Origin of the sequence: Chryseobacterium sp. SIMBA_038 (assembly GCF_046535115.1) — a bacterium.
Taxonomy (GTDB): Bacteria; Bacteroidota; Bacteroidia; order Flavobacteriales; family Weeksellaceae; genus Chryseobacterium.
The window spans coordinates 15,441-30,106 of sequence record NZ_JAWRXH010000012.1; the positions used below are offsets into that span (position 1 = coordinate 15,441).

General features: G+C 35.6%; 12 protein-coding genes. 7 read left to right on the forward strand and 5 right to left on the reverse strand.

What is annotated here, in order from left to right:
- Positions 1 to 90 precede the first annotated feature (90 nt).
- From SB689_RS21995 to SB689_RS22020, 6 genes are all read left to right on the forward strand, one after another.
- Positions 91 to 1,731 (forward strand): UxaA family hydrolase, encoded by a 1,641-nt coding sequence (locus tag SB689_RS21995; RefSeq protein WP_410694218.1) that lies wholly within the window; start codon positions 91 to 93, stop codon positions 1,729 to 1,731.
- 199 nt (positions 1,732 to 1,930) lie between these two features.
- Positions 1,931 to 2,695, forward strand: a complete 765-nt coding sequence (locus tag SB689_RS22000; protein WP_410694219.1) for an SDR family NAD(P)-dependent oxidoreductase — start codon at positions 1,931 to 1,933, stop codon at positions 2,693 to 2,695.
- A 159-nt stretch (positions 2,696 to 2,854) separates the two neighbouring features.
- A complete protein-coding gene (locus tag SB689_RS22005) occupies positions 2,855 to 3,706 on the forward strand; it encodes a fumarylacetoacetate hydrolase family protein (RefSeq protein ID WP_410694220.1) in 852 nt (283 codons plus the stop codon).
- Positions 3,703 to 4,032: an L-rhamnose mutarotase gene (locus SB689_RS22010; RefSeq protein ID WP_410694221.1), complete on the forward strand. Its 330-nt coding sequence runs from the start codon at positions 3,703 to 3,705 to the stop codon at positions 4,030 to 4,032. Before SB689_RS22005 ends, SB689_RS22010 begins: the two co-directional genes overlap by 4 nt.
- 26 nt (positions 4,033 to 4,058) lie before the next feature.
- Positions 4,059 to 4,883, forward strand: coding sequence for an amidohydrolase family protein (locus SB689_RS22015; RefSeq protein WP_410694222.1), 825 nt, complete (start codon positions 4,059 to 4,061; stop codon positions 4,881 to 4,883).
- 224 nt (positions 4,884 to 5,107) lie between these two features.
- Positions 5,108 to 5,890: an SDR family oxidoreductase gene (locus tag SB689_RS22020; RefSeq protein ID WP_410694223.1), complete on the forward strand. Its 783-nt coding sequence runs from the start codon at positions 5,108 to 5,110 to the stop codon at positions 5,888 to 5,890.
- A 65-nt stretch (positions 5,891 to 5,955) separates the two neighbouring features.
- Here SB689_RS22020 and SB689_RS22025 read toward each other — a convergent pair whose 3' ends face one another.
- From SB689_RS22025 to SB689_RS22040, 4 genes are all read right to left on the reverse strand, one after another.
- Positions 5,956 to 6,558: a TRADD-N-associated membrane domain-containing protein gene (locus SB689_RS22025; RefSeq protein WP_410694224.1), complete on the reverse strand. Its 603-nt coding sequence runs from the start codon at positions 6,556 to 6,558 to the stop codon at positions 5,956 to 5,958.
- 132 nt (positions 6,559 to 6,690) lie between these two features.
- Positions 6,691 to 9,873 (reverse strand): carbamoyl-phosphate synthase large subunit, encoded by a 3,183-nt coding sequence (gene carB / locus SB689_RS22030; RefSeq protein ID WP_410694225.1) that lies wholly within the window; start codon positions 9,871 to 9,873, stop codon positions 6,691 to 6,693.
- 162 nt (positions 9,874 to 10,035) lie between these two features.
- Positions 10,036 to 11,109, reverse strand: a complete 1,074-nt coding sequence (locus SB689_RS22035) for a carbamoyl phosphate synthase small subunit (protein WP_410694226.1) — start codon at positions 11,107 to 11,109, stop codon at positions 10,036 to 10,038.
- A 166-nt stretch (positions 11,110 to 11,275) separates the two neighbouring features.
- On the reverse strand, positions 11,276 to 12,166 hold the full coding sequence (locus SB689_RS22040) for an aspartate carbamoyltransferase catalytic subunit (protein ID WP_410694227.1): 891 nt from the start codon (positions 12,164 to 12,166) through the stop codon (positions 11,276 to 11,278).
- A gap of 244 nt (positions 12,167 to 12,410) precedes the next feature.
- Here SB689_RS22040 and SB689_RS22045 point away from each other — a divergent pair, with 244 nt between their 5' ends.
- Positions 12,411 to 12,872 carry an Lrp/AsnC family transcriptional regulator gene (locus tag SB689_RS22045; RefSeq protein ID WP_066750163.1) on the forward strand — a complete coding sequence of 154 codons (462 nt, stop codon included), beginning with the start codon at positions 12,411 to 12,413 and terminating at the stop codon, positions 12,870 to 12,872.
- Positions 12,873 to 13,000: 128 nt separating this feature from the next.
- On the opposite strand, the gene argH is transcribed toward SB689_RS22045, so the two are convergent.
- Positions 13,001 to 14,305, reverse strand: a complete 1,305-nt coding sequence (argH, locus tag SB689_RS22050; protein WP_410694228.1) for an argininosuccinate lyase — start codon at positions 14,303 to 14,305, stop codon at positions 13,001 to 13,003.
- Positions 14,306 to 14,666: the final 361 nt, after the last annotated feature.

Consider the following 14,666-nt stretch of genomic DNA (forward strand, 5'->3'; position numbering starts at 1 on the left):
GAACTTAAAAACAATTAGTAGTTAAAAAAATCTTTGTGCTTTTTGCATTAAAAAAGCATTTCACAAAAAAATCCAATTTTAAAACTAGAAATGAGCAAATTAATTTTAAAAATAAATCAAAAAGATAATGTTTTGGTCGCTTTGCAGGATATTCCGGCAGAAACTGAAATTATTTTCGAAGGAGTCACCTACATCACTTTAGAAGCAATCCCTGCTAAACATAAATTCTTTATGAATGACATGAAACAGGGCGACGAAATCTTTATGTATGGTGTTTTAGTTGGTAAAGTACAATACGATCTCGCAGCGGGAACCCGAATGACGACAGATAATACAAAACACGCTGCCGAACCTTACTATTACCGCGATGTTGACTATCATTGGACAAAACCTGACGTGTCAAGATTTTTACATAAAACTTTTAAAGGATATCATCGCTCAAACGGCGATGTGGGTACGGCAAATTACTGGCTTTTTATTCCAACCGTTTTTTGTGAAAACCGTAATCTTGATATTATTAAAGAATCACTTTACGACAACTTAGGATATGCGGTGGATGCAAAATACAAAAGCTACACGCATCAATTGGTAGAAGCTATTTCAAAAGGAGAAAGTATTGATGATATTAATTTTTCGCCCTCAAATATTCCTGCAAAAGACAGAGTTTTTAAAAATGTAGATGGTATCAAATTTCTCAATCACACAGGCGGTTGCGGAGGAACAAGGCAAGATGCCAATACACTAAGCAAACTTTTGGCGTCTTATGCAGATCATCCCAATGTTGCGGGAGTGACTTTGCTGAGTTTGGGCTGCCAGCATCTTCAAATCGATAATTTTAAAAAGGATTTATACAATCGAAATCCTGATTTTGATAAACCTCTACTCGTTTTTGAACAACAAAAAGCGGTAAGTGAAGAAACGATGATCAAAAACGCCATTTTTGAAACCCTTAAAGGACTTTTAGAAATTAATAAAATTGAACGTGAAGACGCACCGATAAGCAAACTTTGTGTAGGTGTAAAATGTGGCGGAAGTGACGGTTTCAGTGGCATTTCAGCGAATCCGGCTGTGGGACATCTCGCCGATATTCTTTCGGTTTTGGGAGCTAAAGTTTTACTGGCAGAATTCCCGGAATTGTGTGGTGTCGAACAGGAATTAATTGACCGTGCTGTTGATAAACCAACCGCAGAAAAATTCATCAAGTTGATGACGGAATATGATGAACTCGCTCATGCAGTCGGTTCAGGATTTTATATGAATCCGTCACCTGGAAATATCAAAGACGGATTAATCACGGATGCCATAAAATCCGCAGGCGCCGCGAAAAAAGGAGGTTCTGCCCCCGTTGTAGATGTTTTAGATTATACTGAACCTGCAACTAAACCAGGATTAAGCCTTGTCTGTACTCCGGGAAATGATGTAGAGGCGACTACAGGAAAAGCTGCTTCGGGAGCAACTTTAATTCTGTTCACGACCGGTCTTGGTACACCGACAGGAAATCCGGTTTGCCCTGTCATCAAAGTGGCGACCAATACCGTTTTGGCAACGAAAATGTCGGATATTATAGATATCGATACGGGTGCGGTTGTGCGTGGCGAAAAAACCATTCAGCAAATGGGTGAAGATATTTTAGATTTCTGTATCGATGTTGCCAGTGGAAATATCATTCCTAAAGCTGTAGCATTGAATCAGGATGATTTTATTCCTTGGAAAAGAGGAGTCAGTCTTTAAGATACAATTTTAAGTAAAAGGTAAAAAGTAAAAAGAGCCAAGTTTGCAACAAGTCGCTTTAAGCTTGAAAAGAAATAAATTCTTTGCGATCTTATTTAAGTGAAACGCCTTTGCCAACTTAAAAACAGTTAGTTCTCAAAAAAAATCTTTGCCCCCTTTGCGTTAAAATAAATACCATAAAATTTAATAATTAATAAAAATGTTTTCATTAAAAAATAAAAAAGCAGTCGTAACAGGCGGAGGAAGCGGAATCGGACAAGCAATTGCGGTTCAACTTGCAGCCAATGGTGCCGAAGTTCACATTCTTGAAATAACAGAGCAAAACGGACAGGAAACTCTGGGAAAAATACAATCTTCCGGAGGAAATGCGACAGTGTATGCCTGTGATGTTTCAAAACAAAAAGATGTTTTGGAGGTTTTCGATCAGATTGGAGCGATCAACATTCTTGTCAATAATGCCGGAATTGCACACATCGGAAAGGCAGACACCACCTCAGAAGAAGATTTCGACAAAATTTATAATGTCAATATTAAAGGAGTCTACAATTGTCTGTTTGCAGCCATTCCACAGATCAGAAAATCAGGAGGCGGTGTGATCATTAATATGGCTTCAATTGCCGCATTGGTGGGAATTCCTGATCGTTTTGCGTACAGCACGGCTAAAGGCGCCGTAAAAGCAATGACCATGAGTGTTGCCAAAGATTATATTAATGAAAATATTCGTTGTAATTCCATTTCTCCGGCGCGAGTACATACTCCTTTTGTAGATGGATTCTTACAGAAAAATTATCCTGATAATATCGAAGAGATGTTTGAAAAACTGTCAAAAACTCAACCAATCGGAAGAATGGCTCAGCCTGAGGAAGTTGCTTCTTTAGCATTGTATTTATGCAGTGATGAAGCCTCATTTATCACTGGTGTAGATTACCCTATCGACGGAGGTTTTACCACTTTGAATAATTAAAATATTAAATATTTTTTTAATCTTGAACAACTTAATTATGAAAAACTCTGTGATCTTAGTTAAGTGAAACGCCTTTGCGAACTTAAAAACAGTTAGTAGTCAAAGAAACCTTTGCGCTCTTTGCGTTAAAAATAATTTAGGACATTAAATTAATAAAAAATGAAATTAATAAAATTCGGAAAACCGGGACACGAAAAGCCGGGAGTAATTATTGACAATAAAAGATATGACGTTTCTCATTTAGTAAAAGATTATGATGAAAACTTCTTTTCCGGTGATGCGATAGAAAATTTGAAATCTGAAATAAATACACAAAATCTACCTGAAGTTTCTCCTGATGAAAGATTGGGTGCACCTTTGGCAAGACCATCCAAAATAATCTGTGTCGGATTGAATTATAAAGATCACGCCGCTGAAACCAATGCTCCAATTCCGCAGGAACCTATTTTATTTTTTAAGGCTACCACTGCAATCGTAGGCCCTAATGATGATTTGATTATTCCAAAAACCAGTACAAAAACTGACTGGGAAGTTGAGTTGGGAATTGTGATCGGAAAGAAAGCAAGCTATGTTTCCGAGGAAAATGCGCTTGAACACGTTGCAGGTTACGTTTTGCATAACGATTATAGTGAAAGAGCTTTTCAGTTGGAAAGAAACGGACAATGGGTAAAAGGGAAAAGCTGTGATACTTTCGCTCCAATTGGGCCTTTTATCGCGACACCTGACGAAATTGAAGATGTTCATAATTTACGTTTATGGCTTAAGGTTAATGGTCAAATGTTGCAGGACGGAAATACTTCCAATCTGATTTTTGATGTGCCATTTATGATAAGCTACATCAGTCAGTTTATGACTTTGCTTCCGGGTGATGTTATCAGTACGGGAACGCCTGCCGGTGTCGGTTTGGGGCAAAAACCTGAACCTTGGTATCTGAAACCGGGAGATGTAGTGGAATTGGGAATTGACGGTTTAGGAAACAGTACACAAAAAGTAAAAGCGTACGGAGAATGAAAAAATTTTGTTTAGCCCTCGATTTGATTGATGATCCTGAATTGATTGCGGGATACGAGAAATATCATAAAAACGTCTGGCCTGAAGTAAAGCAAAGTATTTTGGATTCAGGAATAGTAAATATGGAGATTTATCGTGTTCAAAATCGATTATTTATGATTGTGGAAGCTGATGAAAATTTTTCTTTCGAAGCTAAAAATGAAGCAGATAACAACAATTCAAAAGTTCAGGAATGGGAGGAATTGATGTGGAAATTTCAACAACAGTTACCCAATTCTAAGCCGGATGAAAAGTGGCAGTTGATGGACAAAATATTTTCATTATAAATTGATTTCAGAAAAAACTGATTAAAATGATTATTGATTCTCACGTACATTTTTGGAAATTTGATCCGATTCACGATGCATGGATTAAGAAAGATATGACCGTAATCCAGAAAGACTTTCTGCCTGAAGATTTTTCTGTATATTTAAATGAAAACAGAATTGATGGCTGTATTGCAGTTCAGGCTGATCAAAGTGATGAAGAAACTGAATTTTTGGTAAATTTAGCTAAAGAAAATCCTTTTATTAAAGGTGTTGTCGGCTGGATTGATTTAACTTCTGATAAACTTGAACAGTCACTTCAAAACTATCAGTCTGAAAAGATAATTAAAGGCTTCCGACATATCACTGAAGGAGAAGAACTTGGTTTTTTACTGCAAAAAAATGTACTCAACGGAATCGCTATACTTCATCAATATGGTTATACTTTCGATATTTTATTGAGACAGAATCAGCTTTCTGACGCAGTAAAACTTTCGGAAAAATTACCAAATCAACCTTTCATTCTGGATCATTGCGGAAAACCGGATCTTAAAACAAATCATTTAAAAGACTGGAAATCCAATATTTCAGAACTTGCAAAAAATCCTAATATTTATTGCAAAATTTCAGGGCTTTTGACACAGGGAAATTGGAATAATATTGATGAAAAAACAATTTTTGAAACTTTGGATTTTGTTTTTTCTCAGTTTGGAATTAAGCGTACAGTTTTCGGAAGCGACTGGCCTGTCATGTTATTGGGAGGAAATTATGCTTTGTGGCTGGAATTGATTTCAAAATATGTAAGTCAGTTTTCAAAAGAAGAACAGCAACTTTTTTTCTCCGGAAATGCAGTGAAATTTTACAAACTATAATTTTTTATTACCATAAAACTCACAAAAGTTTTTTAACACTTAAGAATATTTAAGATTAAATTCTTTGCGTGTAGAAGAACACTTAAGTTCTTAAAAATCGAAGATTTTTATTTTAAAATGAATGTAAAAACTTTGTGGTCTTTGTTAAATGAAATGCCTTTGCGAACTTAAAAACAGTTAGTAGTCAAAAAAATCTTTGTGCACTTTGCGTTAAAAAAAACATTATGAATTTAAATTTAGATAATAAAATAATCATCGTAAGTGGCGGTGCAAAAGGCATCGGAAATGCCATTGCGAAAATCTTAGCCGAAGAAAAAGCGTTTCCGATAATCATTGGCAGAAACGAAGACGATAACAAAAAAGCTATTCAGGAAATCCAGGATTTTGGAGGAAAAGCTGATTTCGTTACCGCCGAACTTTCCCAACCTGATGAATGCAAAAAAGCAATCGATGAAGTTGTAAAAAAATACGGAAAAATTGATGGTATCGTCAATAATGCAGGTGTCAACGATGGTATTGGTCTGGAAAATGGCTCGTATGAAGGATTCATGGCGTCATATCACAAAAATGTTGTGCATTATTATCTTTTGGTGCATCACGCACTTCCCTATCTTAAAGAAAGCAAAGGTTCAATTTTAAATATTGGCAGCAAGACAGCAGAAACCGGACAAGGCGGAACATCAGGTTATGCCGCTGCGAATGGCGCAAGAAATGCTTTAACAAGAGAATGGGCGGTTGAACTTTTACCTTACAGCATTCGTGTGAATGCGATTATCGTAGCTGAAGCTTGGACACCGCTTTACCAATCGTGGATTTCTACTTTCGAAAATCCGGAGGAAAAATTGAAAACAATTACTTCAAAAATTCCTTTAGAAAACAGAATGACAACTTCGGAAGAAATTGCAAATATGGTTGCGTTTTTATTATCCGAAAAGTCTTCGCATACAACGGGACAACTAATTCATGTGGATGGTGGTTATGTACATTTGGATAGGAGCTTGGATTAATATAAATCATTTTAATTCTATTAAATTAAAAGAAATTTATAAAATATTTCGAAATAAAATTACTGTTAATTATCTTTTTTGTGTTCTTTCATTGAAGAAAAATTAAAACTAATTATTTTATCTATTATATTTCTATAAACTTCATCACGTTTTTCAACTGATATTTTTTCCACTAGCTGAATAGCGGTTAAAAACTTTTCTGTACTTTGTAAACTTGCATGAAATAAATTAATTTGTGTAATTGCTTTACTATAAAGCCAAAAGAATAACCCAGAAACAACTTCAACAATTCCTCCTGCTATTGTTGTATATGGAATGACATTTTGATCTAAACTAGCTGGATTAAAATATGAAATAATAATCCCTCCTATAAAAACAATAAAACCTAAAAAACAAGTTATTAATGCCGCAGAGAAAGAATTTCTAGCCTGTTGCTTGTTCATTACATAATATTCTTTTAATTCTGCTACATTTTTAATCATCAAGTTTAAAACATTTTTATCTCCTTCATCTATAAGTTTCACAACCTTATCTATTTCTTCTTTTATCTCTTTTTCATCAATAACCGCACTTCTTCTATCTATCTTGTTTTTGGATAAATACATTCCAATTATAGTCACTAATGTTGCAAAAGAAGCTATGAGTAAATTAAATATATCTGATTTCATGGTAAAAAGTTGAAACTTAGTTTTTATTTTTCGAAGGTATATAAATTTCTTTTCAACTACAAATTATTTAGATCAACAAAAAACCTCGCAAGAAAACTTACGAGGATCAAATTTATACTTTATGTTTCGAAATTACATCGTCTCCATTTTGAAGCTCATGCTTTCAATAACCTTCAAGATTGCTTCAACCGTATCCATTGATGTTAAACAAGGTACACCGTTTTCAACACTCATTCTTCTGATCTGGAAACCGTCTCTTTCAGACTGTTTTCCTTTCGTCATGGTGTTGACAACATACTGAACTTTTCCTTTTTGGATCAGATCAATTAAGTTAACGCTATCCTCTCCGATTTTGTATCCGATCTTACAAGGAATTCCCTGTTCTGCAAAGAATTTTGCCGTTCCTTCCGTTGCCCAGATTCTGAAACCAACTTCATGGAATCTTGCTGCCAAATCAGCTGCTTCCTGCTTGTGTTTATCCGCTACCGTGAACAAAATTGAACCGTGCATCGGAACTTTTCTTCCTGCTGCAACCAATCCTTTGTAAAGCGCTTTTTCCAGCGTTGTATCTTTCCCCATAACTTCTCCTGTAGACTTCATTTCTGGGCCTAGCGAGATGTCAACCTTCGTTAATTTAGAGAAAGAGAACACAGGAACTTTTACATAAACTCCTTCTTTGTTTGGAACCAATCCGTTTTTGTAACCTAAATCTTTCAGTTTCTGACCTAAAATTGCTTTTGTAGCAAGATTTGCCATCGGAACTTCCGTGATTTTAGATAAGAAAGGAACTGTTCTTGACGAACGTGGATTTACTTCGATCACGTAAACATTACCATCAAGTAAAACATATTGGATATTCATTAATCCGATCACATTCAATCCTTTAGCTAGTCTTTGCGTGTAATCTACCAAAGTATCGATTTCTGCCTGAGTCACATTCTGTGGCGGATAAACTGCGATTGAGTCTCCTGAGTGAACTCCGGCTCTTTCGATATGCTCCATAATTCCAGGAATCACAACCGTTTCACCGTCACAAATTGCATCAACCTCAACTTCTTTTCCTGTGATATAACGGTCAACTAAAACCGGTTGATCAGGACTTGCATCTACTGCAAACTCCATGTAGTGAGCCAGTTCTGCTTCAGTATAAACAATTTCCATTGCTCTACCTCCCAAAACATAACTTGGACGAACTAACACCGGATATCCGATTTCGTTAGCAATTTTTATTGCTTCTTCTTTTGAAGTTGAAGTTTTTCCTAAAGGCTGAGGAATCCCCATTTCCTGAAGTGCTTTTTCAAACTTATCTCTGTTTTCAGCTCTGTCAAGATCTTCCAATGAAGTTCCAAGGATTTTCACTCCATAACTTGCCAATTTATCAGCTAAGTTGATCGCTGTTTGCCCACCAAACTGAACCACAACTCCCATTGGTTTTTCAAGATCGATGATGCTCATTACATCTTCTTCCGTTAAAGGTTCGAAGTATAATTTATCTGAAATTGAAAAGTCTGTAGAAACTGTTTCTGGGTTATTGTTAATGATAATTGCTTCGTAACCCAATTCTTTGATCGCCCAAACCGAGTGAACTGTTGCGTAATCAAACTCAACTCCCTGTCCGATTCTGATTGGCCCTGAACCTAAAACGATGATCTTTTCTTTATCTGTAACGATACTTTCGTTTTCTTCTTCGTAAGTTCCGTAGAAATATGGGGTTTCGCTTTCAAACTCAGCAGCACAAGTGTCTACCATTTTGTAAACCGGAATTACGCCATTTTCTTTTCTAAAGTTATACACTTCTCTTTGAGTAGACTCCCATAAGTGAGCGATATTCTGATCCGAGAAACCTAATTTTTTAGCTTGAATTAAAATTTCTTTGTCGAATTTATGAGCAGCGATTGTTTTTTCAAAATCAACTAATTTCTTTAATTTCCAGATGAAGAATTTATCAATTTTGCTCCATTCTACGATTTGTTCCCAGTCGTAACCTCTTCTTAAAGCATCACAAATGATAAACAATCTTTCGTCATCACACACTCTGATTCTTCTTTCGATATCTTCGTCTGTTAAAGCTGCAGCCTGTTTTGTTTTTAAACCTAAATGTCTCAAACCTGTTTCCAGAGAACGAACTGCTTTTTGTAAAGACTCTTCGAAGTTTCTTCCGATCGCCATTACTTCTCCCGTTGCTTTCATCTGAGTAGATAATCTTCTGTCTGCCGTTTCGAATTTATCGAATGGAAATCTTGGGAATTTTGTTACTACATAATCCAAAGCCGGTTCAAAACAAGCGTATGTTTTACCTGTAACCGGATTCATGATTTCATCTAAAGTTAATCCAACTGCAATTTTAGCAGCAATTTTAGCGATCGGATATCCTGTCGCTTTTGATGCTAAAGCTGATGAACGAGAAACTCTGGGGTTAACTTCGATGATATAATATTCGAATGAATGTGGATCTAAAGCCAACTGTACGTTACACCCTCCTTCGATTCCTAAAGCTCTGATGATCTTTAATGAAGCGTTTCTCAATAATTGATACTCTCTGTCAGAAAGTGTCTGAGAAGGTGCCACAACGATTGAGTCACCTGTGTGAACTCCAACCGGATCTATATTTTCCATGTTACAAACCACAATCGCATTGTCGTTTGCATCACGCATTACTTCATATTCAATTTCTTTGAAACCTGCGATTGACCTTTCGATAAGACATTGTGTAACAGGGCTATATTTCAGACCTAATTCTGCAATTTCTTTTAATTCGACTTCATTTGAAGCGATTCCACCTCCTGTTCCACCCATTGTGAAGGCAGGACGAACGATCACAGGATAACCAATTTCTTCAGCAAAGCTTAATGCTCCTTCAACCGTTGTTACGATGTCAGACTCAGGAACCGGCTCGTTCAATTCTCTCATCAATTCACGGAACAAATCTCTGTCTTCCGCTCTGTTGATCGCAGAAAGTGTAGTTCCAAGAACCTCAACTTTACATTCTTCAAGAATTCCTGATTTCTCCAATTCTACCGCCATGTTCAAACCTGTTTGTCCACCAAGTGTTGGTAAAAGTGCATCCGGACGCTCTTTTCTGATGATGTGACTTACAAACTGAAGTGAAATCGGCTCGATATATACTTTATCAGCGATTTCAACATCCGTCATAATCGTTGCAGGGTTTGAATTAATCAAAATCACCTTGTACCCTTCTTCTCTCAAAGACAGACAAGCCTGCGTTCCTGCGTAATCAAATTCTGCTGCCTGACCAATGATAATAGGTCCTGAACCGATTACTAAAATTGTTTTTATATCTGTACGTTTTGCCATTTTTCTTTTTAGATATGAGATGCTAGAAGTTAGATGTTAGACTTTTAGCACTGTTTTAGTTAGATTTAATTTTACATATTGTCATTTCATAAGAATCCAAATTTTATTTGTAGAGATTCTTCACTTCGCTTTCGCTTCGTTCTGAATGACAAACTGAGTGTCTTACTTTTTAAAATCCTCCATCAAAGTGATGAAATCATCAAACAAGTAGTTCGCATCTTCTGGTCCTGGACTTGCTTCCGGGTGATACTGAACTGAGAAACAAGGGTGAATTTTATGTTTCAGACCTTCGTTTGTTCTGTCGTTCAATGCGATGTGAGTTTCAATTAAATCTGTGTCTTTTAAACTTTCCTGATCAACCGCGTAACCGTGGTTTTGAGAAGTAATTGCCACTTTGTTTTTCTCTAAATCTAAAACAGGGTGATTTCCTCCTCTGTGACCGAATTTTAACTTGAAAGTTTTCGCTCCACAAGCCAATCCGATTAATTGATGTCCTAAACAGATTCCGAAGATTGGAACTTTTCCTAACAATCCGCGGATCATTTCTAATGCTTGCTGATTGTCTTCAGGGTCACCAGGACCGTTTGACAACATGATTCCGTCTGGATCCATTAATAAAATCTCTTCTGCTGTTGTATCGTGAGAAACCACTGTGATGTCGCAGTTTCTTTGAGATAACTCTCTGATAATCCCTAATTTAGATCCAAAATCTACCAATACAACTTTCAAACCTCTACCCGGATTTGCATAAGAAGTTTTTGTAGAAACTGTTTCTACCTGATTTGTTGGGAAAGTTGTTCCTTTTAATTCTGCAACAACTACATTTTCGTCTGCATCAGCATTTACAATTTTACCTTTTACTACTCCGGAATTACGTAGAATTCTTGTCAGTCTTCTTGTATCAATTCCTGAAATTCCTGAAAGGTTTTTCTTTTTAAATAATTCATCTAAAGTAATCTGAGTACGGAAATTTGAAGGCAAATCACAAACTTCTTTTACAATAAGACCTTTGATAGCCGGCTCGATACTCTCATAATCATCCCTATTAATCCCATAGTTTCCGATTAGCGGATAAGTCATACAAACAATCTGACCGCAATATGATGGATCAGAAATCAATTCTTGATAACCCGTCATTCCGGTATTGAAAACCACCTCTCCTGCAGTCTCCAATTCTGTTCCGAAACCTTCTCCATGAAACACTTCACCGGATTCCAGTATTAACTTTTTCTTCATTTTTTAAATTAGATATTAGATTTTAGAAGTTAGAAGTCAGACTTCTGCATTCTGTTATTTTATTTATTTTTTTTCCTATTTATTTCCACGGGTTTCACCCGTGGCTATTGATATTTCGCCCCTTCGGGGCTCACCAACTTTTTACTTTAGCCTTTAAACTTGGCTCTTATTTAAAAGTATGTCCTTCTTTTTCTAAGGCTTCTTTTAAAATGGCCATTCTTGCGAAAACACCGTTCTGCATTTGTTTGAAAACTCTTGAACGCTCGCATTCTACCAAGTCTGTATCAATCTCCACACCTCTGTTAATCGGAGCTGGGTGCATGATGATCGCTTCTTTTTTCATTGCTTTTTCTCTTTCCTTCGTCAAACCATATTTTCTGTGGTAATCCGAAGCTGAAAAACTCATTTTTGCATCGTGTCTTTCATGTTGGATTCTTAGCAACATTAAAACATCAACATCTTTTATCATTTCATCTACAGAAAGGTACGTCCCGTTGATTAAAGCTCCCTCATCAAACCAATCTTCTGGTCCCGAGAAGTAAACTTTAGCGCCTAATCTTCTTAATGCTTCTGCATTTGAATTCGCAACTCGACTGTGTTTTACATCTCCTACAATTCCTACTTTTAAGCCTTCAAATTTTCCGAATTCCTGGAAAATAGTCATCAAATCCAACATACACTGTGAAGGGTGATTTCCCGTTCCGTCTCCTCCGTTGATTACAGGAATCTTAATGTTTGCTAACTCATCAAAATATCTGTCTTTTTTATCTCTTATCACGACAAGGTTTACTCCAAGACTTTCAATTGTTTTTACCGTGTCATAAAGACTTTCTCCTTTGTTTACCGAACTGTGAGATGCATCGAAAGGAACTACCTGTAATCCTAGTTTTCTTTCGGCAATATCAAAACTTGTTTTCGTTCTCGTACTGTCTTCAAAAAAGAGATTTGAGCAAAAAACTTCTCCTTCAATTTTGGCAGTTTTTCCATTCGCAAAAGCCATCGCTTCAGCCAGTATACTGTTGATTCTCTCGGTGCTTAGTTCTGTAATAGTAAACATAATATTTTAAATTTTTTACAAAAAAAAAGCGAAGAAAATATCTTCGCTTACTATAAATAAATATCGTAAAGGGCGTCTACGCCCGGTAATTCTAATGATATAAATACTGTGTTATTCATTAGGTGCAAAGATACTATAAATTCTGAAACTGACAAAATGAAAGTTTCAAATAAATTAAAAAACTTTAATCATTCTTTACTTTCCATTTTTAAATACTATTTTTGTTAAAACTCAAACCTTGTTTATGGATTTAAAAGACAAAATGATTCTCAGCATCATTCAGGAGGACTCTACTTATTCTGTGAAAGACATTTCAGAAAAGATTGGTCTTACCTTTACTCCGACCTATGAAAGAATCAAACAGCTAGAGAAACAGGGAATTATTGAGAAATATGTAGGTCTCTTGAACCGCGAAAAACTGGGTTTAAATATTGTCGTTTACTGCAACGTACGCCTCAAAGAACAATCCAAAAAAGTATTGGAAACGTTTGAGAAAAATATCATGCAGCACGATGAAGTTCAGGAAATTATCAGTCTTTCTGGCGAATACGATTATATGTTGAAAATTATTGCAAAGGATATTAACTCATATAATGAATTCGCAGTCAATATTATTTCAAATATCCCTAATATTGGACAATATCACAGTTCTATTGTGCTTCACGAGGTTAAAAAATCTACTAAGTTTAAGATTGATTTAGGGTAAAAAGATATAATAATCTAAAGATGCTTCGACTTCGCTCAGCATGACAACTCTAATACTAACTGTTTTATTATAACACGCTTTATTAGCGATGTCATGCTGAGCGAAGTCGAAGCATCTCATAAAAATTTTTAACCCAACAATTTATTTTTCAGTTTATTAAACTGATATTCTATTTTATCTAAACATAGATTTCCAATACTTCCCTGATGAGTATGATTCAGATTTCCGATTTCAAAATCAAACTCATTATTTTCGATCTCCTGCCCTACTTTTACATACGCATCACGGAATGAACTCCCGTTTTTCACTTCTTCATTAATTTTCTCTACGCTGAAAAGATATTTATATTTTTCGTCTTCCAGAATTCCATCTTTCACCTGAATATTCGGCAATGTATAGCTTAAAATCTCAAGACATTCTTTTAAAGAATCAATGGCCGGGAAAAGAATTTCCTTCGTCAGCTGCATATCTCTGTGATAACCTGAAGGCAGGTTATTTGTTAACAAAATAAACTCATTCGGCAACGACTGAATTCTGTTGCAACGTGCACGAACTAATTCGAAAATATCAGGATTTTTCTTATGTGGCATGATGCTGCTTCCCGTTGTAAACTCTTTAGGAAAACTTATAAAATCAAAATTCTGACTTAGATATAAGCAAACATCATACGCAAATTTCCCCAACGTTCCTGCCAAAGTAGCCATTGCCATCGATAACATTTTCTCCGATTTCCCACGCGTCATTTGAGCATAAACCGAATTGTAATTCATCGACTGAAAACCTAAATTATAGGTCGTACTCTCACGGTCGATCGGAAAAGACGAACCATATCCCGCAGCAGAACCTAGTGGGTTTTTATTAATGATGTTTTTAACCGAAAACAACATTTCAACATCGTCCAACAAAGCTTCTGCATAAGCTCCAAACCATAATCCAAACGATGACGGCATCGCAATTTGTAAATGTGTATAACCCGGAAGCAGAACATTTTTATGCTGATCTGCCAGTTTGATTAATATTTGAAAGAATTCATCTGTCAATGCCGTAATTTCACGAATTTCATCAACTAAATATAGTTTGATATCCAATAAAACTTGGTCATTTCTTGAACGCGCTGTATGAATTTTCTTTCCTGTATCCCCTAATTTTTCAATTAAGATAGATTCTACCTGCGAGTGAATGTCTTCCGCAGTTTTATCAATTTCAAAAGTTCCGTTTTCGATATCTTTCAAAATTTCTTCCAAAACAGATAACATCTGCTCTGATTCTTCATTGGAAATAATTCCAACTTCTGCCAACATTTTACAGTGCGCCATCGAGCCTTTGACGTCGTATTTTGCTAAACGCTCATCAAAATCAAGATCTTTTCCGACTGTAAATGTATTGACTAATATATTGGTAGCAAGGTCATCCTTCTGCCATATTTTTTTCATATTTTTTTCTTTAAAAATTTAGTTTGTTTTGACAACTCAACAGGACAACTTATTATTTTGTACAAGTCTTTCATTTCTAATTCAATTTTTGCATAAATCTTTATTAAAAATATTTCAAACTTCATTGCCTGCTGAGTGTATAGTTAAAACAGTAAAAAACTAACATTATATTTTCTTTTGTCTTGAAACAAAAGAAACAAAAATTGACTCCATAAAGTCGTCGAATGTTATTTCAAGACTGGAAACTTACGCTAAAAATTATTTCTGTTATCTAAAAATTCTAAAACTTGTGCGAATTCAATATTTGTTTTTCAATTTAATATTTGTTTCGCGCTTCAAACAGTAGAATTTCTTAACGTTC

Bases quoted from the DNA above. Each gene is read 5' to 3' on its own strand.
- SB689_RS21995 (WP_410694218.1), top strand. From the start codon at position 91: ATGAGCAAATTAATTTTAAAAATAAATCAAAAAGATAATGTTTTGGTC.
- SB689_RS22000 (WP_410694219.1), top strand. From the start codon at position 1,931: ATGTTTTCATTAAAAAATAAAAAAGCAGTCGTAACAGGCGGAGGAAGC.
- SB689_RS22005 (WP_410694220.1), top strand. From the start codon at position 2,855: ATGAAATTAATAAAATTCGGAAAACCGGGACACGAAAAGCCGGGAGTA.
- SB689_RS22010 (WP_410694221.1), top strand. From the start codon at position 3,703: ATGAAAAAATTTTGTTTAGCCCTCGATTTGATTGATGATCCTGAATTG.
- SB689_RS22015 (WP_410694222.1), top strand. From the start codon at position 4,059: ATGATTATTGATTCTCACGTACATTTTTGGAAATTTGATCCGATTCAC.
- SB689_RS22020 (WP_410694223.1), top strand. From the start codon at position 5,108: ATGAATTTAAATTTAGATAATAAAATAATCATCGTAAGTGGCGGTGCA.
- SB689_RS22025 (WP_410694224.1), bottom strand. From the start codon at position 6,558: ATGAAATCAGATATATTTAATTTACTCATAGCTTCTTTTGCAACATTA.
- carB (WP_410694225.1), bottom strand. From the start codon at position 9,873: ATGGCAAAACGTACAGATATAAAAACAATTTTAGTAATCGGTTCAGGA.
- SB689_RS22035 (WP_410694226.1), bottom strand. From the start codon at position 11,109: ATGAAGAAAAAGTTAATACTGGAATCCGGTGAAGTGTTTCATGGAGAA.
- SB689_RS22040 (WP_410694227.1), bottom strand. From the start codon at position 12,166: ATGTTTACTATTACAGAACTAAGCACCGAGAGAATCAACAGTATACTG.
- SB689_RS22045 (WP_066750163.1), top strand. From the start codon at position 12,411: ATGGATTTAAAAGACAAAATGATTCTCAGCATCATTCAGGAGGACTCT.
- argH (WP_410694228.1), bottom strand. From the start codon at position 14,305: ATGAAAAAAATATGGCAGAAGGATGACCTTGCTACCAATATATTAGTC.